Annotated in this window: 18 protein-coding genes; 7 read left to right on the top strand and 11 right to left on the bottom strand. The window is 51.0% G+C overall.

Annotation, left to right across the window (positions count from 1 at the left end):
- Window positions 1-38 precede the first annotated feature (38 nt).
- The 4 genes from AAGJ81_13730 (at window position 39) to alaS (ending at window position 5669) form a co-directional block, all read left to right on the top strand.
- Window positions 39-1142, top strand: coding sequence for an FAD-dependent oxidoreductase (locus AAGJ81_13730; GenBank protein ID MEM0967200.1), 1104 nt, complete (start codon window positions 39-41; stop codon window positions 1140-1142).
- Between the two features lie 39 nt (window positions 1143-1181).
- Entirely contained in the window at window positions 1182-1757 is a 576-nt protein-coding gene (locus tag AAGJ81_13725; GenBank protein ID MEM0967199.1) for a hypothetical protein, read from the top strand.
- A gap of 353 nt (window positions 1758-2110) precedes the next feature.
- Window positions 2111-2581: a DUF4136 domain-containing protein gene (locus AAGJ81_13720; protein MEM0967198.1), complete on the top strand. Its 471-nt coding sequence runs from the start codon at window positions 2111-2113 to the stop codon at window positions 2579-2581.
- A 394-nt stretch (window positions 2582-2975) separates the two neighbouring features.
- A complete protein-coding gene (gene alaS / locus AAGJ81_13715; protein ID MEM0967197.1) occupies window positions 2976-5669 on the top strand; it encodes an alanine--tRNA ligase in 2694 nt (897 codons plus the stop codon).
- Between the two features lie 14 nt (window positions 5670-5683).
- Here the strand turns inward: alaS and AAGJ81_13710 are convergent, their stop codons facing one another.
- The 7 genes from AAGJ81_13710 to AAGJ81_13680 form a co-directional block, all read right to left on the bottom strand.
- Window positions 5684-6349 carry an SGNH/GDSL hydrolase family protein gene (locus AAGJ81_13710; protein MEM0967196.1) on the bottom strand — a complete coding sequence of 222 codons (666 nt, stop codon included), beginning with the start codon at window positions 6347-6349 and terminating at the stop codon, window positions 5684-5686.
- 266 nt (window positions 6350-6615) lie between these two features.
- Window positions 6616-7512, bottom strand: coding sequence for a DUF4437 domain-containing protein (locus AAGJ81_13705; protein ID MEM0967195.1), 897 nt, complete (start codon window positions 7510-7512; stop codon window positions 6616-6618).
- Window positions 7513-7770: 258 nt separating this feature from the next.
- Window positions 7771-8214, bottom strand: coding sequence for a hypothetical protein (locus tag AAGJ81_13700; protein ID MEM0967194.1), 444 nt, complete (start codon window positions 8212-8214; stop codon window positions 7771-7773).
- A gap of 82 nt (window positions 8215-8296) precedes the next feature.
- Window positions 8297-8620 (bottom strand): phosphotyrosine protein phosphatase, encoded by a 324-nt coding sequence (locus tag AAGJ81_13695; protein MEM0967193.1) that lies wholly within the window; start codon window positions 8618-8620, stop codon window positions 8297-8299.
- A gap of 119 nt (window positions 8621-8739) precedes the next feature.
- Window positions 8740-9150 (bottom strand): hypothetical protein, encoded by a 411-nt coding sequence (locus tag AAGJ81_13690; GenBank protein ID MEM0967192.1) that lies wholly within the window; start codon window positions 9148-9150, stop codon window positions 8740-8742.
- Window positions 9151-9383: 233 nt separating this feature from the next.
- A complete protein-coding gene (locus tag AAGJ81_13685) occupies window positions 9384-10427 on the bottom strand; it encodes a hypothetical protein (GenBank protein ID MEM0967191.1) in 1044 nt (347 codons plus the stop codon).
- Between the two features lie 108 nt (window positions 10428-10535).
- Window positions 10536-11021: a hypothetical protein gene (locus AAGJ81_13680; protein MEM0967190.1), complete on the bottom strand. Its 486-nt coding sequence runs from the start codon at window positions 11019-11021 to the stop codon at window positions 10536-10538.
- Window positions 11022-11334: 313 nt separating this feature from the next.
- On the opposite strand from AAGJ81_13680, the gene AAGJ81_13675 reads away from it, so the two are divergent.
- Complete coding sequence (locus tag AAGJ81_13675; GenBank protein ID MEM0967189.1) at window positions 11335-13044, top strand: hypothetical protein; 1710 nt, start codon at window positions 11335-11337, stop codon at window positions 13042-13044.
- Here AAGJ81_13675 and AAGJ81_13670 read toward each other — a convergent pair.
- The 4 genes from AAGJ81_13670 to AAGJ81_13655 all read right to left on the bottom strand — a co-directional run bounded on the left by AAGJ81_13670 (window position 13031) and on the right by AAGJ81_13655 (window position 17503).
- Window positions 13031-14356, bottom strand: coding sequence for a SagB family peptide dehydrogenase (locus tag AAGJ81_13670; GenBank protein ID MEM0967188.1), 1326 nt, complete (start codon window positions 14354-14356; stop codon window positions 13031-13033). The two genes, AAGJ81_13675 and AAGJ81_13670, sit on opposite strands and share 14 nt — an antisense overlap.
- 84 nt (window positions 14357-14440) lie before the next feature.
- A complete protein-coding gene (locus AAGJ81_13665; GenBank protein ID MEM0967187.1) occupies window positions 14441-16639 on the bottom strand; it encodes a TOMM precursor leader peptide-binding protein in 2199 nt (732 codons plus the stop codon).
- A 197-nt stretch (window positions 16640-16836) separates the two neighbouring features.
- The gene (locus tag AAGJ81_13660) at window positions 16837-17112 is read right to left on the bottom strand and encodes an NHLP leader peptide family RiPP precursor (GenBank protein ID MEM0967186.1); all 276 of its coding nucleotides are present in this window, start codon (window positions 17110-17112) and stop codon (window positions 16837-16839) included.
- A gap of 124 nt (window positions 17113-17236) precedes the next feature.
- Complete coding sequence (locus AAGJ81_13655) at window positions 17237-17503, bottom strand: NHLP leader peptide family RiPP precursor (protein MEM0967185.1); 267 nt, start codon at window positions 17501-17503, stop codon at window positions 17237-17239.
- An 89-nt stretch (window positions 17504-17592) separates the two neighbouring features.
- Between AAGJ81_13655 and AAGJ81_13650 the strand changes: the two genes are divergently transcribed.
- Together AAGJ81_13650 and AAGJ81_13645 are read left to right on the top strand one after the other, a co-directional pair.
- Window positions 17593-18630, top strand: a complete 1038-nt coding sequence (locus tag AAGJ81_13650) for a hypothetical protein (protein ID MEM0967184.1) — start codon at window positions 17593-17595, stop codon at window positions 18628-18630.
- Between the two features lie 33 nt (window positions 18631-18663).
- Entirely contained in the window at window positions 18664-19197 is a 534-nt protein-coding gene (locus AAGJ81_13645) for a hypothetical protein (protein ID MEM0967183.1), read from the top strand.
- Window positions 19198-19410: the final 213 nt, after the last annotated feature.

Here is a 19410-nt window from a genome sequence, read left to right as displayed (position 1 = left end):
GTTCGGTTAGATCGCAGTCTTCCGATTGGCCTGATTGGATGACGGAGAGAGATACGGACTTCCTGATTGTCGGGGGAGGCCTTGCCGGACTTCTACTAGCTTGGCGACTTCGGTCCCATAGCGTCCTTGTTCTCGGAGGAAAATCCGCGTCCCCGGCCTCACATGTAGCAGCAGGGGTTCTAAATCCAATCACCGGGAGCAGACTTACCTTGATGGAGGAATTCGACGATTTCCTTCACTGTGCCCGTGAAATCTACAAAGACGTTGGGCAAAGGGAAGTGCTCTATCGAGACTGTTCAATCAGGCGTTACTTCCAGAGTGAGGAAGAGATCAAATGGTTCGCGAACCGACAACAAAAAGGTGCTTATCGAAATCATCTAAGCGAAAGACTCCTTCCCGGCCATGATGGACCCGCCCGAGAAGACCTTTTCGGCAGCTTCTTCATCCAAGGAGTCGGTCTTGTTGAACCGTCAACAGTCGTCCAGAGAATCCGTTCTTCTCTCGGCCCCCGAATCTTCAATCTAGATGCCAATTGGGATTCGCTCTCTCTTCAAAAGGACGGCGTCGAGCTCAATCATGTGCGAGCCAAAACTCTTATCTGCTGTGAAGGCTACTCCGTCTTATCGAATCCTCTCTTTCGTTGGCTTCCCTTTCGTCCCGCCTACGGAGAAACACTCACGGTAGAGTGTCCGACGGTGCCCTCCTTCGATGAAATTATTCACCATCGAAAATGGGTGGTTTCACTGGGATCCCATCGGTTCCGCATCGGTTCAACCTGGGAAAGCCCAAAAAACAGAAAGGAGGGCATTGATGGCCCCTTCTCGATTCCCCCTCCTATCCCGACTGACTCCGGAAAGCAGGAGCTTCTCGAGGCCTTTCGCCTGATCTTCGGTTTAAACGATGATCCTGAGGTCGTGGATCACCGCTCCGGGGTCCGCCCCTGTAGTCGCGACCGGCAACCGTACCTGGGTCCACACCCTCGGCATGAAAACGTTTTTATTTGCAACGGCTTGGGCTCAAAAGGAACGGTTTATGCACCCCTGCTGACCCGCATTCTCGCTGACCATCTTGTTGGCAGTGGATCCTTGGAGAGAAAGTATTTGCCGGAACGGATGCTAAAACGAGGATTTACTTTCCCGTAGACAACAACTTCGCCACCCTTCAATATGGGAATGATGAAAATGACCCTACTACTACTATCCAGTCTCCTCCTGTCGTTCGGATTTTCGGTGAACGGACAAGGTAAGGAGGTTCCGGTTGAACTCTCTATTTGGTCTCCTGCCCAATTGGGTTCGACGACAGACAGCGTCCGAGGCATACGTTTGAACATCTTCTACGTGAAGAACGATAACCTTACTGGTCTCGACCTAGGACTCTTCGGACTCGGCTACAACACTGGCGACGTAAACGGGGTTCAGTTCAACTTCATCGGTAGTGTCGTCGAGGGTGACATGAACGGATGGCAGAACGGCCTTTTTACCCACACTGAAGGACAATTCCAAGGATTGAAAAGTGGACTGGTCAACCTGCAAGACGGAGACCTCTATGGATGGCAGGCTGGACTTGTCACCGTTGCCAACTCAAAGGTCGTCGGTCTGCAAACTGGCTTTTTCAACAAAGCTGGAGAAATGGAGGGTCTTCAGTTCGGCTTGGTAAACTACTCCGAGAAGCTCTACGGGGTACAAATTGGCCTGGCGAACATCAACGTAGAAGCAGATCCACTTTACTTCTTCCCTATCGTAAACGCTTCTTTTTAAAGACAGATTTCCCCCCAACCCGAACCGTCGTCTTCCGTAGTGAGGGCGGCGGTTTTTTTGTCACCAAAAAGGTAGGAGAGGATTCACCCCTCGACCATCCAGCCCATGTCCACCAATGCGTATCGGGCATAAACCTAGTTCGCCCTAAGAGCTACGAAGGTCAAGAGCCTCCTTCTACGGCACAAGCCACTGGACTCCATTCCTCGAAACGACTGTCACCGTTGCACTGCACCCAAAAATTCGAACTCGCCTCACAGCAATACCGCCACTACCACACGACTATGAAGATAACCCCATTTTTCCTTTGTCTGGTATCTGCCATCATTTTGACTGGTTGCGCAACCAGGATTGCTATGCCCAAACAGTCGGCGGACGGCTACGAAACCTTCCGCTTCTACAACCCAAACGTCGAGGAACTCCCCACCTTTGCGGACCAGTCTGTCGAGGCGATGGCCATTATACAGAAGAGACTGAAAAAGGATTTGGAGGATGCCGGTCTGAAAGAAGCCGGAGCAGATGCTGATCTAGTAATCACCTACCTGGTTGTGGTCCAAAACAACACGGTTACTACGGCAATCAGTGACTACTACCAAAATTCAGGAATAGAAATTATCGAGGCGGCTCACGAATATGTGCAGGACCACAAACCAAACCGTCGATTTGAGGCGGGGACGGTCATTGTCGACGTCATCGATGCCTCCACTCAGCGATTGATCTACCGAGACTTTGCTACGCGGGAAGTGATCAAAGGATCTACCGGTGAGGAGCGAAAACAGGCCATCGAATCCGCTACCGACGAGGCGATCCAAGCGTTTACAAACTAAGAGTTTGTTTTTCGCAGTTCAGTCAAACAGTAGTCGTGCTCCGCTCTTAAGCAGAGGAGCGGCGGCTTCAGCCGCCGAACCAAGGCCGGTCAACCCCGGACCTGACACAGTTGCTCTAGGTCAAGAGCCTTCAATAGTAAATCCAGGTAGCATCGGTCGCGGAGACCGATGACCCGCAAAGGCTGAAGGGTTATTAATAACACCGAACTCATCCGCCTCTGCAGACTTCAGCCCTTCGACAGGCTCAGGGCGGTGAGCTTTGTCGAACCGCGAGCTCAGTCGAGTTGGGGATGCTACTCTATCCTCGTGAGACAACCTTGCCCGAGTGACCTTCGAAGATAGAACCATCTCCTTCGTTGTTGAACCACATCCTTTAATCCTCTTTTTTCCTCTGATGCGTTCTTCCGAGATTCGGCAGTCTTTTTTGGATCATTTCCGCGCACGTGGACATGAAATCGTGTCGTCGGCATCCCTAATGCCCACCTCACCCAATCTGCTGTTTACCAATGCGGGAATGAACCAATTCGTGCCCTATTTTCTCGATGAAGAGAGAGCTCCATTTGAACGTGCAGCCGACACTCAGAAGTGCATCCGCGCCGGAGGAAAACACAACGATCTCGAAGACGTTGGGTTCGACACCTACCACCACACGTTTTTCGAGATGCTGGGAAATTGGTCCTTCGGTGACTACTTCAAGAAGGAAGCCATCGATTTTGCCTGGGAGCTGCTGACGAAGACGTGGGGTTTTCCGAAAGAGCGACTCTACGCGACCGTCTACAAGCCGGACCCCGGCGAACCGGCTGCTTTTGACGACGAAGCCGCCTCAATCTGGTCCCTGATCTTCGCGCAGGAGGGTCTTGATCCCGAAAAGCACGTTCTGACGGGCAACAAGAAAGACAACTTTTGGATGATGGGCGACACGGGTCCATGCGGTCCGTGTTCTGAAATCCACATCGATCTAACGCCGAAAGGGGGAACCGGCGGCATCCTCGTCAACCAAGACTCTCCCTGGTGCATCGAGATCTGGAACTTAGTCTTTATTCAATTCAATGCGAATGCGGACGGTTCCTTCGTCGATCTTCCGTCCTGTCACGTGGATACCGGTATGGGCTTCGAAAGGGTCGCAGGAATTTTGGCTACGACCAAAGGCTTCACAGACTTTTCCCAGCCCCCCAGCAACTACAACAGCGATCTATTCACCGATATTTTCGCCAGCCTCGAGTCACTCTGTAGTCACCACTATGGATACACCATGTCGGAAGATCGTGACGAAATCACCGGGCCCGAGCTGAAAGATACCTCCTTTCGGGTAATCGCCGATCATATTCGCACCCTTTCTTTTTCGATTGCAGACGGTATCCTTCCAGGAAACGAGGGACGAAACTATGTCCTCCGCAGAATCCTTCGTCGCGCAATTCTCTTTGGGAAGAAAATGAATATGCCGGACGGCTTCTTCGCCAGTCTAGCCCCCGTTCTGATCGAAAAGATGGGAGACGCCTTCCCGGAACTGAGGAAGCAGGAAACCGTAATCCGCAAGGTCCTGCAGTCAGAAGAATCGGCTTTCGAGAAAACACTGGATCGGGGCCTGCAGCTTTTTGAAAAGCAATGCGACGATGGAAGAATCAGTGGCAAGGAAGCATTCACCCTCTACGATACCTACGGCTTTCCACTCGATCTAACTCAACTACTCGCCCGGGAGCGAAAGATTGAAGTCGATACCGAGGGTTTCCACCGAGAGATGGAAAAACAGCGTTCGAAAGGGCGGGCAGCTCAGAAAAAGGAAACCATCGAGGTGAAGGAAGCGACCGGTGCCACCCAAACCCGTTTTCTGGGTTTTGAGCCCTCGGACCTCGCCGGTCAGCAGGTATCCGTCACTGGCGTTGTCGACATCCCCGACGGTGCCAAAGCCATCATTCTCGATCAGACTCCCTTCTACGCGGAAATGGGGGGACAGGTGGGTGACTCCGGCTTCATACGCCTCCCTAAAGGAGAGGAGATCCGGATTTATGGAACTCAGAAAGGTCCGAATGGAGAGTTTCTCCACCTCGTCTCCGACCCGACGAACGACCTGGATCAGATCGCTGGAGAGACCGTGGAGCCAAAAGTCGACCTTCGGCGGCGACAGGCCATTCAACGTCACCATTCCGCTACGCACGTGTTGAACTGGGCACTACGCAGATTGTTGGGCGACCACGTTCAACAGGCTGGTTCATTGGTCGATGACGATCATCTCCGCTTTGACTTCACTCACTACGAAGCCGTATCCGAAGAACAAATCGACGAAATCGAGTATCTCGCGAATGAGGCGATTCTGATCAACCAGCCGGTGACCTGGTACGAAACCAACTTCAAAGATAAGCCGGACGACGTCATCGCCGTCTTCGGTGAAAAGTACGGTTCCAAGGTTCGTGTTGTCGATGTCGGAGGATTTTCCAAAGAGCTTTGCGGGGGCACTCATGTTCGGAATACGGGGGAAATTGGTCTCTTCAAGATCATCTCGGAAAGCGGTATTGCAGCGGGAACCCGCAGAATCATTGCGGTGTGCGGGAAAGCCGCCTATCGCCTGGCAGAAAACAATTTTAATCAGCTCCATCACATGGCCAATCGACTGGGTTGCCAGCCGCGGGACATCGAAAACCGTCTCGATGCACTGCTCAAGCAGCGACAAGATTTGGAGAAAGAGCTCGAGCGGATGCGCCAAAAGGCGTCGGCAGAGGAAGCCGAGGCCGCTCAGGACAAGGCTTTGGAACTGGGATCAGGATTCAAAGCGATCATCGCAAAGGCGGAAGCATCCAATCCAAACGGATTGAGACAGACGGCTGCTCAGACCCTTGCCAAACTCGGCGAAGGTCTCGTGGTCCTCGGGGCAGAGCTCGGAGATAAGATCTCGATTGTTGCCCTAGCGAGCCCAGAGGCGGTCAAAGCCGGTTATCCAGCAGGAGACCAAATCCGTGAACTCGCTGGCCTCCTCGGCGGCAAAGGTGGTGGAAAGCCTGACATGGCCATGGGGGGCGCAGCGAATCGTGGTCAACTGGAGGAGGCACTGGGTAACTTCCAGCAGAAGTTTTCGAATTCGGTCTCAGGATAAATCCCGAAATCGCTCTAGTCAGAGAAGATCTCAACCACTTTCTCAGCGACTGCCTTTCCCAATATTCTATGGCCTTCGGCATCCGGGTGAAGGCCGTCAGCCTCGCTCACCTCAATAGAGCCACCGGCATCGACAAAGTGACAGTCTTCCAACTGGGCAATTTGGGCGTAGTGTTCGGCTAGTCTTTCGGCGATTCGTTGACTGCCGATAAAAGAATTCGCAAGCAGACCACGCCCTTCGACAATAGGCGGTGGAGCCATAACCAAGATTTCAACGCTGCTTCCGTTGTGACCGCAGCCTGAGTTTTTCACGTCCTTGACAAGGTTTCGCATACCTTTGGCGATCGGCGCAGCCTGCAAACCAAGGTGGGGTTTGAGATCGTTGGTTCCCAGCATAAGAATCACCATGTCCAGCGGGGAATGGGACAACAGACACGGTAACAGATAGCTTTGACCGTTGCGTCCTGGCAGAAGCGGATCGTCAAAGACCGTTGTTCGACCGTTCAATCCCTCCTCGATGACACGGTAGTCATAGCCGAGCTCAGACTGCAATACACCGGTCCAACGCTCATCATGATCGAAACGACCAAAAACCATGGTTTTCAGGTTTACGCTATCGGGCACACAACCCCACGTGATGGAATCACCATAGGTAAGGATAGTTCTCTGGTTTTTAGGCATTGTCATATTCAGACAGTAGTGCTCGCTCGCAGTAGAAAGCGACGCAGAGTTGTTGATCGCTATAACTCAAAAAGCAACGGTTGTAGCTCTGCGACGCCCTGCGGGCATCGCGAAGTGGAGGACGCAACGCCAAGCATGGGGCATGGATGATTGAAGATGCGTTCGTCCCACATGGATTCTATTGGTTTGGTCGCGAGCACCAAAGAAGTAGTGTATGGACTCGGCGCCTAAGCAACGATGTCGAGCACCGACTGGTAATGGTTTAATTACGTGTTTCCAGCTGAAATAATGCGATAAGGACCATTCGAACGCACATAGAAAACGCTTTCTTTATCCTCGGAGGATTTAACCTGATGCATCGCATCGCCCGACGAGCTTAGATAACTTCCGGGGCTCAAAGTGACTGTTTCTTCGCCCAAATACTCTGGATGACCCTCAATTGTGACCAAGCGAAAGGTGGATCCCGTGCTGTGAAGATAACCTTCAAAACCTGCGGGAAGCTTGATGAATGTTCCGTAGTCAGATCCATCCTCCGGATCGCCCCAAAGATAGGAAACTCTGGGACCATCTTCCTTCATGGGTAGCGTCGGGGGATTTACCCAGACGACATTGGATACATGAACGTTTACCGGCCTTTCGCCGCTATCAAAAGCCTCCTCTGGAGGCATGACAAGGTATGGGCCTGTATCGATTTCGACAAGAGCCACTGTCGTCTCCCCCTTGGCAGAAGTGATGTGCACTTCGCCTTTTGGTTGCGTCCAGAAGGAGCCGGGAGGCATCCACATGTCAGCCGCATCGGGATCGTCGTTATGAACCAAGCCGCTGATTACAACCGCGCGATAAGTGACATTGTGAATGTGTGGTGGTGATGAAAAACCGTCTACAAACTTGGCTAGAAATCCGGTAGGAACGAGACTGCTACTACAAAACGGACAATCGGTCTCAGAACTCTTATCGGGTGCAATCGCAGCATTCCGATCTCCCCACAGTGTGCCTGCTTGTGGGCTTCTATCGCCGCGAGCAGGATTCAGGGCTTCCCAATCGATTTCTGACGCGAGAATCACCTCTGTGCGGTTTTTGCTGCTACTTTCGGGCCCAGCCAGACTGCTGGAGAAAAGAGCAAGTGCGAGTATGACTTGTAGGCAACTGTCCTTCTTCCTCATTTCCTCAACGATATAATGTCCCCTTTATGGAACTAGAGCATGCTTGCTCGCGCAAGAGGAATCGCGCCGTTGCCTCAAGCGGGGGTGTAATTACAAGTGCGGCGTATCGGGCTAATGGCACTGAAGCGGACTGAAGTCCGCGCTCCATTGTGGTAGTCTTGAGGAGCGCGGACTTTAGTCCGCTCCGTTGGAATGGTGTGGTTTTCCATATTACCCCGTGGCTCTAATTGCACCCCTCAAGCGGGCTGATGGGCAGTGCTAGCCGACTTTGTCACCACTGCCTTGTTCAGTATTATTCGCAAATTCGACGACCAAATCAGTTCTGCTATTGATCGACCGAATGATCACTTTGTTTTCAATCCATTCGATTGTTGGTTCAGTGAGATCACTGTCCTCCACAAAGTGTTCGATTCTCTCTTTTTTTGTTTCTCCGTTCCGGTCGATCAGTTGAAACTTCACCACGATAGCGGGATCGACCATGTCTAGTACCGGAAACCCTAATCGCTTCGATATCTTTAGTTCGGTCTTTCGATCTGGGGACTCGAAAGAGTAGACCTCTGAGTAAGCGAAACCTCCGTTGATGGCAGCAATTGTATTGGGATTCGTAATTAAGAGTGCGATAAATCCGATTGGCAGGGCCCAGGCCAAGGTTATGGCCCAAAGTACCCAGCTGCTTCGTTTCCGTCTCTGAAGTCTCTTCATTTCTTAAAGAACGTCGAGGTGTCTGGAGCCAGGAGCGCGGAGCGCGAAAGTGATTGATGCCACCGCCCAGTTCGGTCTGTTTTTATGGGAAGTATCTTTCGCATCTGAACTCAAGCAGTTTGATGAGGTCTGGGTCCATGTAGTCGTAATCGTCCGGTATCCCCAAGACGGCTATTCTCTTTCCTGCAAGATGTTTTCGGAATTTTCTATTCAGCCGATTTCGATGAGTGTTCTCCATAACGAGAATCAAATCTGCCCATTCTATTTGTTCCGGCGAAAGAGGAACTTCTGCATCGTTATTTAAGCCTGCGGAGTCGACTTCTACCCCTCTTCTTTCGCTGAAGATATTCTCTGCTGTTGGACTTCGTAACTTGTTTTGTGAGCAGAGGAAGAGGATTCGTTTCATTTCTTTTTCCGAAAGAGAATTGGGAACAGACAACCCGCTAGTGGACTCCCCTGTCCGGTTGATTCTTAGGATTTTTCGCGATGGTCATCCGATTGACCGGATCCGCTTTGTTCAGCCATTCACCTGGGAATCTCAAGATAGGATGCCTTTATTGTGCCATTCTTCATGGCAACCGCATCAACACTGATCACTCTCTTTTCACTCCTCCAAGTCTGATTCCAATAGAGCCCTTGACTTCCACCTCGTCCGACTCCGGTAAAGTTATCCTTGCCACTCAACCAGTCATTCCAAGCTGTAAAGTCGAAAACCAAAGGGATGTTTTCAGAAGTAGGTCTCAGCAGTATATGAAATTCCCTTATACTTCCCGATAGACTTTCTCCCTGGCCGACTACCTGAAAATCAAAAGGTGGAAAGACTTTTTCTGTGATCGCATTAAAGTCTTCTTTTGATACGACCAGTCGCTTATGCTCCGCGCATCCACTTGACAATAAGACTGCGGCGATGGTGGTTGCGAGTAGTAGGGTTCTCATTTTTTTCTGCATGCGGTGTTGAGACGCGCAGGATTCGAACGATAGCCCCGACATCGCTGGGGCGGCAAGGGCAATCCCGGAGTCGCCTAATGCTTCTCCTTGCGGACTGCGGAGAGGGCAGCAATCAACGGCATCAGTCCTTGACCTCCGTCTGGTCCTCCGAAGTCGCTAAGAAAGTGGAAGCTAAAGAGCGACTGCTGCTGCTCAGCGCCGCAACGTGGAACTCTGGCGCGTTAGTGACGTTGTCCAAAAGCGACCTGTTCTGCGAAATTATCGTTTGGGCCGTAGCGATGAGTATTAGCCTGCCACCACTGTAACCAGCGATCTTTCATCGAACTCGCAGAGCATATAAACACGCCTCCCCGATAAGCAAACCAGTCGACCCGGTTGCCCAGATCCACGTAGTCAAACGGCTTACCCTGGCCAACATACCGCCCAAGGATCTTTGCTACGGACGATTTACTGTGGCCATCGCCCCCGAATCGCCATGAGCCGTTCCCGGGCTCCCATCCCAATAACCAGGCATCCAAAAGACCATCTTCTACCACGATTGCCCCAGAGGATTCTCTTTCCATATTGGCCAAGAGATCATTTAGGTTTCCTCCAGCTGGGATAGTGATTTTCGTCTCCATCAGACCCGTAGCATAGATCTGATCTTTCTGACGAAACGGGATATCCTGCAAATTGTAGCGAAAAAGGGCTTTCGAGATCGGCCAAGCGCTTCCTTCTGACTCTTGAAGCGCTTCAAACAGAAAGGGCACGTCATAGGGCCATGGGTCCCGCATCAGCAGTTCCATCGTAAGCTTTTGCAGTCCTTCTTTATCTACTAAGCTAAGGAGTGCGTCGCGAGCGGCTTGATTTTGAAAATCCTCAACAAATCCACCGAAAACTGTCCGCTCAATTCCTATCAGATGAAATGTATAGACCGCTCCAACTCTAGCATGCAGGTTATCACTCGTATCAATTAGTTTTAATAGAGGCGGTATGGCTTTATCGCCATATTGGGCGATCGAAAACATGTCGTCAGTGTAGCCAATGTATTGCCCCTTGCCCGTGAAGCGCAGGGACCACTCATCTTCAAGTCTAGAAATCAGAGTTTCCAGCGATGCCGCGGTGTCGATCGTTGCCGGAATCCACTGCCCTTCACCAGCATGATAGTCTTGAAGTTGGGAACCATCGCGAGTGCCAAGCAGTGGAACCGTTGGCAATAACTCACCATTCAAGGCCAGATTCGACGCGAGAACAGGAATTAAAAAGAAAACCAATTTGGGATTCATTTGCAGAACGTCGAGGACGGGCAACCCGCTAGTGAACTCCCCTGTCCGGATGATTCTTAGGACTTCTCGCGATGGTGATCCGATTAACCTGATCCATCTGGTTAGAACCTACTGAGGAAGTCTTCCGGCTTTGAAGATGTACTTCATGTCTACGGAGGGCTCTTCTTCGAGCGAAAGACTATACGTTGTGATAGATCCTGAGATGAGTTCTTCATCAAATCCACCCTCGGTAAATGTAGCCTCAAATTCAACTGGAGCGGAGAATATCGGAGGTAGATAGAAGCGCTCGGACGTTATTGTTGGTGGAGAATAGTTCTCTCTCAGATGTAAGTTCGTGATCACAGCCCGAAGGCGATTTTGATCGTCTATGAACGCCATATTGAGGACGCCATTGGAACCTCTGTCTTGGAAAAACAATTTGAAGGGCTTTGGCGAAGAAGAAGCCTCTTCTCCATCAGCGGTTACGATACTATAAACTCCCTCAAAAACGCCATGCCACGGAGTATCCTCTTTCTCTGATGAAAAAATGAATGTCTCATCGGCAAAGACTCCAAATGGGAAAATGGCGAATAGGAAGATCAGGAGATTTTTCATCTTTTCTTCTAAAGTCGAGACTAGGCGACCCTGCCTCAGAGGTCCAGCGTTCTCTGGGTTGTCGATTTCATGAGGAAGTTCATCGGGTTGCCTACGCCGATCGGTTCAGAGTGCGTGGTTCCAGTGCTGATGGATTTGTGGTGAATGGAGGCTAGGAGGCAAATCCAAAATTCTCGTCCACCACGAAGGACACAGAGAAAACAAAGCTCCCACACTGCTGGTGGATGGATTCTTTTTTCATTCTTTTCTTTGTATCTGTTTTGTTTTCTCGCGGTATACGGCTCTCAAATCATAGCATTTTCCGACAAACAAAATGAGACTTCTGAGAAAGGAAAATAGCGAAACCTCTTACTCGATGGAGCTGGATCAGCACGTAACCAATCGTGCAGAGGAGCTTGTTCGCAAATACAACGCGGAAACGAATATTCTTCGGCAAACGGCGGTCAATGATCTCGTGGCCACTGTCCGAGTGGCCTTCTCAGAACTGACGAAGCTTGCTGAAAGCAAGCAGGCTTCAAAGCGTCTAGCGACAAACCTCGTTCTTGAGCACGATGAAAACAGTATCAGCGTGTCAATCAGTTTCAGCCGACAGCTAGGACTGATACCTCATGATGTATTCAGCCAGCATTCCCATCAGCGTATTGCCCAGCGAGGAAAGATGAATGACGAATGGTTTACCAAGGTTCACGATAGAGTGGATCGGATCATCGTTCACGAGAGATTCCGTCACTATGTCCTCGAGTTCATTCAGTATCTTCGCCCTGATGGCCAAGAGCGCTTAAGCTGGTACCTAACACAATTCCCCCGGCTTGCCACCGGGATTAGCCTCGAGCCCGAAAACAACGGAACTGCGGACGACTTGACCGCCGGCATTGTCCGCGAAAGCAAAGCCGAGGAGATTTTACAACTCGACGCGGTTGCCTTCTACGCAGCCAGACAGTTCGACGGAAAGGTCTCCTTACAAGACATCTACATGTCATGTATCGGCCAGTTCGGACTCGTCCCGCCAGAGAAAATGCTCAGGCTTTATGAGCAACTGGAAGCAATAGGATATCTGGAAACACAGCGTTCCCGGGCTCACGGCGTTCATCGCAAACGACTCTCTTCGGACGCGTTTAACCTAAACGCCAGCATCGCCCACCCCGACCGGATCGTAAAACGTTTTCACGGTTTGAGTCGGCGCTGCATCAACTTCATCGGCACCGTCATTCTTATAGCGATCGGCACGTCTGGCGTCTTTCCACTCTTTCATTCCTGGGGCAAGCTTACCGAGATCTACCTGATGGATTTCCACGGTTTTCATACCTTCGCAAACTCGATCATCGCCGCTTACGTGATTTCGCTTGCTGGCATTATGATTCACGAGCTCGCGCATGGCGTAGTTTGTAAGCACTTTGGAGGCAAAATCCACCAGCTAGGCGTTACCTTTTACATGGGTAGTTTAATGTTCTACTGCGATACTACGTCTTCCTGGAAATTCCCTGATAAAGCTCAGCGTATCTACGTGTCACTTGGCGGACCGCTGGTAAGCTATGTCTTGCTAGGGTTAAGCTTGTGGATGTTCTGGCTGGCCTCGAGTCCGTTCTGGGTAGGAGTTTGGTACATCTTTGCGTTCATCAGCCTCATCGGGCTTATCATGAACTTCAATCCATTCATCCGCATGGATACTTACTACGTGTTGATGGACTGGCTGGAAATACCCAATCTCCGCCCACGGTCATTTGCCTACCTTCGCGAAGTTGCAGGGAATCTTTTCGGCAGTGGCAAAAAGGTTGAATCGAATCGCAGCACTGCTCGTGAGAAGCGTATTTTCTGGCTGTATGGCATGTTAGGCATTTTGGTGAGCGTTGCTCTGGTTGGCTGGGCTATTGAATACTACGTTCGTGCGCTCATGCGCGGTGACTGGCTGCATGCTCACATCTATCTGGTCATGGCATTTCTCGCACTTACGCTGATCAGACTGGCCTCTGGCATCGGGTCCCAAGTCTATGCATCGCACAACGCCGAAATCATTTTGAAGTAGTTTCGCTTGCCGGTCCGCACAACGCCGCCAAGCCAATCAGCGGTTCCGCATTGTAATCAACTTGGCTGACTCGAGAAAAAAGCGAAGCCGGAAGCGAACCCAAGCCACTGAGCGAAAGTCCCAAGGCGGTCGCGTTTAGATGAAGCGTCTGGAGTAATGCTCCCCACTCCGCATAGATCAATCGAAATGTGACTGCCTCGTATTTCCATCCGGTTCGTCCTAAACGGGCAGTCGCAAACAGCGTGATAGAAACAGGCCAATCGGCGATGGTTGCCCGTGCCAGCTTTGACAGCTCGGCTTCATTGGATGGCAAGGCTTCCAACAAATGCTCGCGTAGGCGGTAATGATAGAGCCCATTGGGAAGCCCGTGCTGGCCGGGCTGGGAAACGAGCAGATATAGCTCAAGCGGATGCATCCCGCCTCCACTCGGGTAAGGCCGCTTTGAAGCCTCATAGCTAGAGGGACTTGTAGGCTCGTGATCAATCAATCTGAGTGGATAAAAACTGGCGTGCAACAGCGCCCCCAGCTCAGTTGCCGTTAGGGGAGAAGGCTTTTGTGGGCGAAGCGATCGGCGGCTACCGAGCACGTCATCTAAACCAGTGGCGAGTTGTAGCTTCAGTTTCTTCGGGGGTTTGGCTAACCGCAGGATGTTGTCCGTCATCGGCGGTTTAAAGACCGGCGCAACTGGCTCGCTCCCCATGTGCGGGAAGGTTCCGCCCGAAGGATAGGGAGTTCCATCCGTTGAAGAAAAACGATGAAAAAGCCGACTGTGAAACTCCCAGTACTTTCCAATTGCGGGCAGCTGGCTGACGGGGCCGTCGAGCATACCAAGCAAACCAAGAGCTTGCTTCAGCCAATACCTTGTCTCCGATTCTACCAGCGATTCACGAAACAAGTCTGCTACCATGGACCAGTTGGTCTGAACGCTTACGGTAGAATCTCCAGACTCAATCAAAACAGAATCAGCCGATTGCCGAATAAGCGTATGCATCGCGAAGGCATTCGCATCATTTGGGGGTATGCTGAGTAATCTCCGTCGAAACATAGAGTCGACCCCCTTCAGGGAACACACGGACTCTTCGCCAACGGTTACGCGAAGCTCAATCTGCAGACCTTCGTGTAGTTTTTCCCAGACAAGGTAATCCTTGATCTGGTGACCTTGTTCGCAAAACCATTCATCCAAAGCCTCCGCATCAACCCAGCCAGCTCCGAGCACATGGCCCAGCTCGTGGACTATACCCGATGCCTCACTGTCCTGCCCTAAGGGCGGGCCGCCATGCACGCGGTAGGCGAATGATGGTGAACGCTGCATTGCTGCGACAAACGGTTCCAAAGGTGACTGGAACTGATTTCATTTTCTCTCGCGACTCCATTTTCATGAGTTTTGAAACCAGTTCTAGAAAAAAAATGGCATTGGGTTTAAATCCGTCTCATCCGTGCGCTCTTTTTGCCAGCCCAACTTGAGCGGTGCAGTGTAAAGCCTCTCGGTAGACAGTTGCGGGTGAATGTGGCAAAAACCTGGAACCACAGATTTGGTTACATTCAATGGCAAATCCGGTCGACTCATATCAGCCACCAACCACTTGAGATCCAAGGACAGAAACAGATCGCGCAAAAACTCGACTTCCTCGTTTAGCGAGGGAAACTCGAATCCGGGCACTTCATTCCAAGCGACGACGTCCCTTGCTTCCTCTGGTCGAAGAAACGAAGAATGCGCCAAGGGTTTTCCAGTTTGATTAATTATCGTAGCTTTGAGCTCACTACCGCGCGAACGATTATCAATCGCGAATGCCCAGAACTGTCCCAGCTCAGCGACTGCTCGATCAAGGGCGATCCTCGGTTGAAAGTGACATCCCAGGCCGAACATGGGCAAATCATCGTCGTTGTCTGGCAACGCGACTGCCGCAAAAACAGGTAGGCAGGTATCGATCGATAAGTAATAGGCAAGCAACCGATACCCGTCGCTGCATAGGCCCTCCTCAACCCTTTTTATGTAGGGGCTGTCAACCGTTGCCAAGTCAACCAACGGGCTATGATGCATGTGATACCACCAAAGCCCAAAAGCGTCCCGTTCAATCAATTCGCAAGTGCCTTGAATCAGTGCTTCTTCCAGACAATTGCCTGCCGCCATTCCGTTGGTGCTGCACGACATCCACTGCTGCGACGCCAACCTTGGGCTGCGTTGGATAAACGCTGCGGGCAACCACTGGGCACGACCTGCAGTCAATGACCAAGATGGCCACCAATCCATGATCGGATCATCAGGCATCGGCTCCGGTATATTGACATGCTCATCTACGCGGTTGAGTCGTTCCCGATCGCGGTATTGACGATCACTGAAACAAAGTAATTCACCGGGGGAAATGCACGAGGACGGCGCAAGTTCGGATGGACGGGCCCGATGCAATGGACGGGCATCATCATTTATGATACAAAACCGCTCAACCGCTTCGCCAAATCCGCTCGCCAGTGCGTTCTCTCGAGTCGCTCCTTTTCCGCCTGCTGCCATCGATTGGGAGAAACCCGTATTTTGTTCATCCCTGGGGGCCGGAGGAGTCGCAACGGTTAGGTAGCCAAAGTGACCAAAGTATTCAGGCACACCGTAACGACCAGGATAGTAAGCGAACGTTCCGGTCAATGGACTATCGTGCTTCGAAAAATGCTTGAGGGTTTCTTTTGCTGAGATAACGCGATGCCCGAAGCTTGCGGCATCATAGTCGAGAGTTTCACCAGTAATAGTGACGACCCCCGGACTGTCTTTCCAGTAGTCCTTATCGCCACAAATTGGGCAGTCAGGTCGATCAATGACGGGATGGCTTATCCAAACCTCATCCGCTTCGGACCACTGAAGTACGGTGTGTGCCGATGATTGACTAGACTGGTGGGACCGGATCCGGTCAACTACTTGCCGCCAAGCGGCCGAAGCCCGTTCGGCGATGAACGGCACGTCGAATTCGAGTGAAACCATGAACTTCAGGCGCTGGTTAAGTCGCAAACGATACCGCAGGCACTCAAAGCAACCGGTTTCGCCAGGAATGAAAAGCGGACCAACCATGGGCTCGCGTCCGTAAAACTTAACCGGCAAAAAAGAAACCCCGCGATTCCACGCATCTGCCGCTGCTGCCTGAGTTTGGCTGGAGATGAAATCTCGGGTCGAGTAGAGAAGAGTCTTATCGAATACCTCGCGTTCCTCGTCTGTTTGAGTCGCAAGGAATTCCTTAAGCTGATCGACCAGCGAGTCGGTTTCTCCCTCAACGGTAATTATTCGGGAAAGAAACTCCTTTTCGGTAGCATCGCAGTGCTTTTCAACAAAACCGGGATGTGAACTCGATGCATCCAGCCTTTTATCATCGCGTTCAATAATGATCCCTTCCTTTCCCAACTGAATCAAAACATAAAAGGTTTTATCCGCCGAAATCTTGGGAGCTAATGTTGCGGCAATCTGATTTGATGATTGAACACCATCTATCTGTAGCAGGACGGCCGCGATGAGATTGTCATCAACACGACGGTCGAGGTGTTCCGCTACAATAAGAACCTCTTCGCCACAGCGGATGAGCTGCCAGTATGGAGAAAATTTTGGGACCGTGATCATTGTCTGTGCTATAGCCCTTCAATTATTCTCAAACTTGAGGGTCAGATATAGGGCACTTCGATGAACCACCACCGAGTTGACCCTGCTATATCGACAGGCTATCGAGAAATCCAACGCCGTAGTTGCCCCGGAAATGACCGGGTCCAACCGTTACAGCCACTTTCTAGATCGCGAAGCCAGTAGGAGAACGCCTTACCTCAGCCACAGCAACCATTGGGCTCCCCGCTGGAACTACACGTAGCAGCCTTTCGACCTTCGAGTATTTCGCCGAGTTCGCCCTCATCCGGCTTTGGGGGAATGACAAATGTTTTTACGCCGGGTTCATCATCGATGACATTCACGACAATCGAATCGTCGAATTGGATGCCAAACTCAGCTAAAACCTTTTTAGGGTCACTCTTTAGAGACTGCTTAAATGCTTCGTCAGTCCAGCATCGAGCGATGATTTGGTTAGTTACGTTTACTTCTTCCATGATAATATGATTTCTATGTTGGTGATCCGAACTGAAAGAGATGCCGTGTCAATCAGCCATGATTACGTTTGATTCGGCTATGGCACACACTCCACGGCTATTCGTCAATCGCTGTTGTCGACCTTCAACCGCACATGCAGCCATTGAAGCCACCATTCGCTGACTTCCTGCCTTCCAATATTTCATTCAGTTCGCCCTCATCTGGTTTCGGAGGAATGACCATTGTTTTCACATTAGGTTCATCTTCAATGACTTTGATGGTAACCGGTTCATCAAAATGGACGCCAAACTCAGCCAAGACCTTCCTAGGTTCATTCTTCAAAGACTGTTTGAATGCGTCATCGGTCCAGCACCTGGCAATGATCTGGTTAATTATGTTTGTTTCCTTCATGATGGAATATCGGCCTCTCATACGAACTCTGAAAGCCGTGTTTATTCAACAAAAACGAAAGAAATTTTTGTAATCCACAGACGTAAAAAATGGATGAATTGAACAGGCGCACGCTAAGCGATTACTTAAGGCAGCCAATGGAGCATATTGGCGGCGACTTACTTGGGCCCAGCCAGAGGATAACGTTGCTGAAAGCCATGGTAGGCTTACCTCATGAATTGACAAAAGGATGTGTGGCCTGGGAGTTTAGGCTAGCGGAAGATGCATCGCCGGACGCAGACATCTCTTTTCGATTCAGCACCGTTGACAACACCAAGGATGATTTGCTGGACCTTGGCGTACTCAACGAGGGTCCGACTGAAGCTCGAGCAATGCATGACTACCTGACCAAACATCGGCGCGACAAGAATGGTCTTTGGTCGGTTATGGACAACGTCTGGGTTGAATACGATCAGGGCCAACATCATTTCTCGGCAGTCTATTTCGGGCTCGTCTGCCCTGAAAATCAAATGCGCATTTGCCTTGACCGATGTTGCAAGCAGTTCTCGAGCGTGTCTAGTCATTCAGACACCAGCAAGCTATTGGTCCAGAAGCTCGGTAGCTTGACCCGGTTACAGATCGGTCTCATGAATGGCAGACCTGACCAACCGATTCGGGCCTGCCCGGTTTTCAAGAACGGATCGAGCATCAGGCCCTATCTTGAGTCACTTGATTTGAAGTTCTGTCTCCGCGAGATAGATGACTACATCAGTGACTTTCAAAAAAAAGGCTGTAGCTTCATCCTTCAGCTGGATTTTACAGATCGAGTTCTACCCCGTATTGGCTTAGAAATTCACTTCAATTATCCAGAACCCAGTTTTATGGATCGCGCCAACTATGTGTTGGAGAGATTGACCACGGAGGGGCTTTGCAGCGATACAAAACGGTCAGCACTGACTAGGTTCCCCGGAGTCAGTCTAGTACTGCCTGATAGGACGCCACCTTTCTTTGAGCAATCGGCCGCGAGCATCGGCTATAACCCAGTCTGTTTGGAGCGAGGATTGGGTTACGTGAAGATCGTTTTCGAGCCAGAACATCAAGCAGTTGCCAAGGCCTACGTCGCCTCTTTCTATCGGAAAGTCCAGTAACACCAACGGAAACCATCCAATCGCTTCAAGAACATGATCCGCTTTTCCAACGAATATCTAACCGAGGTCGATATCGATTATGATTTCGAATACCTCAATCGATATGCAGCGAAACTCGCTGGCAAATACGCGGATATGCGAGCCTCTGGCGGTATTCTATTTAATCGAGTCAATCAGATTGAAGATCCTCAAGCCCTCTCAATCATTCACGGTATTCTCGAGCACTTGCAATTGGAGATTTGTGGAGAGCCCTATCTCCTTCTGGTAAGCACGCAAGGGCTACGGCCCCATATTGACGCCCGCACGGATCCTAGCGTCGACTGCAAACTCAACATACCCGCAAGCGATCTCTCCGAAGCATGTGTCCACTACTACGCTTCTGGCGATACTCCGGCAAGCTATGGCGAGCCCCAATTCAGTTACAATTACCGCCGCCCCACGATTTTGCAGACAAACATTCTTCACAGCGCCGGCGCTGGTGCCAACGAGCGCTATAACTTTCGCGCCGAAATAAGAGGCGACTACGAGAAGGTCCGCAAGCATGTCCTGGAGATATTCGAGGATTAGGCCGCAGGATCCTTGACCCAATATATTTCCATTCGCCCAGCGCCTTGATCGTATTCAAGCGGGCCTTGCGACGATATCCACCAACGGCGTTAACCGACACCAGGAAACCCAATTCTCGAGAGCGTATTGGACGAAGCTCTTGAGGTGAAGCAATTGCCCCGGCGGATCTTCATTTCCATAGACAGCTTCGAGATTTTTGGCCCAAAGAAGCAT

It is taken from the genome of Verrucomicrobiota bacterium (genome assembly GCA_038744685.1).
GTDB lineage: Bacteria > Verrucomicrobiota > Verrucomicrobiia > Opitutales > Puniceicoccaceae > Puniceicoccus.
This window is presented reverse-complemented; position numbering and strand designations above follow the sequence as displayed.

Bases quoted from the DNA above. Each gene is read 5' to 3' on its own strand.
- AAGJ81_13730 (MEM0967200.1), top strand. From the start codon at position 39: ATGACGGAGAGAGATACGGACTTCCTGATTGTCGGGGGAGGCCTTGCC.
- AAGJ81_13725 (MEM0967199.1), top strand. From the start codon at position 1,182: ATGACCCTACTACTACTATCCAGTCTCCTCCTGTCGTTCGGATTTTCG.
- AAGJ81_13720 (MEM0967198.1), top strand. From the start codon at position 2,111: ATGCCCAAACAGTCGGCGGACGGCTACGAAACCTTCCGCTTCTACAAC.
- alaS (MEM0967197.1), top strand. From the start codon at position 2,976: ATGCGTTCTTCCGAGATTCGGCAGTCTTTTTTGGATCATTTCCGCGCA.
- AAGJ81_13710 (MEM0967196.1), bottom strand. From the start codon at position 6,349: ATGCCTAAAAACCAGAGAACTATCCTTACCTATGGTGATTCCATCACG.
- AAGJ81_13705 (MEM0967195.1), bottom strand. From the start codon at position 7,512: ATGAGGAAGAAGGACAGTTGCCTACAAGTCATACTCGCACTTGCTCTT.
- AAGJ81_13700 (MEM0967194.1), bottom strand. From the start codon at position 8,214: ATGAAGAGACTTCAGAGACGGAAACGAAGCAGCTGGGTACTTTGGGCC.
- AAGJ81_13695 (MEM0967193.1), bottom strand. From the start codon at position 8,620: ATGAAACGAATCCTCTTCCTCTGCTCACAAAACAAGTTACGAAGTCCA.
- AAGJ81_13690 (MEM0967192.1), bottom strand. From the start codon at position 9,150: ATGAGAACCCTACTACTCGCAACCACCATCGCCGCAGTCTTATTGTCA.
- AAGJ81_13685 (MEM0967191.1), bottom strand. From the start codon at position 10,427: ATGAATCCCAAATTGGTTTTCTTTTTAATTCCTGTTCTCGCGTCGAAT.
- AAGJ81_13680 (MEM0967190.1), bottom strand. From the start codon at position 11,021: ATGAAAAATCTCCTGATCTTCCTATTCGCCATTTTCCCATTTGGAGTC.
- AAGJ81_13675 (MEM0967189.1), top strand. From the start codon at position 11,335: ATGAGACTTCTGAGAAAGGAAAATAGCGAAACCTCTTACTCGATGGAG.
- AAGJ81_13670 (MEM0967188.1), bottom strand. From the start codon at position 14,356: ATGCAGCGTTCACCATCATTCGCCTACCGCGTGCATGGCGGCCCGCCC.
- AAGJ81_13665 (MEM0967187.1), bottom strand. From the start codon at position 16,639: ATGATCACGGTCCCAAAATTTTCTCCATACTGGCAGCTCATCCGCTGT.
- AAGJ81_13660 (MEM0967186.1), bottom strand. From the start codon at position 17,112: ATGGAAGAAGTAAACGTAACTAACCAAATCATCGCTCGATGCTGGACT.
- AAGJ81_13655 (MEM0967185.1), bottom strand. From the start codon at position 17,503: ATGAAGGAAACAAACATAATTAACCAGATCATTGCCAGGTGCTGGACC.
- AAGJ81_13650 (MEM0967184.1), top strand. From the start codon at position 17,593: ATGGATGAATTGAACAGGCGCACGCTAAGCGATTACTTAAGGCAGCCA.
- AAGJ81_13645 (MEM0967183.1), top strand. From the start codon at position 18,664: ATGATCCGCTTTTCCAACGAATATCTAACCGAGGTCGATATCGATTAT.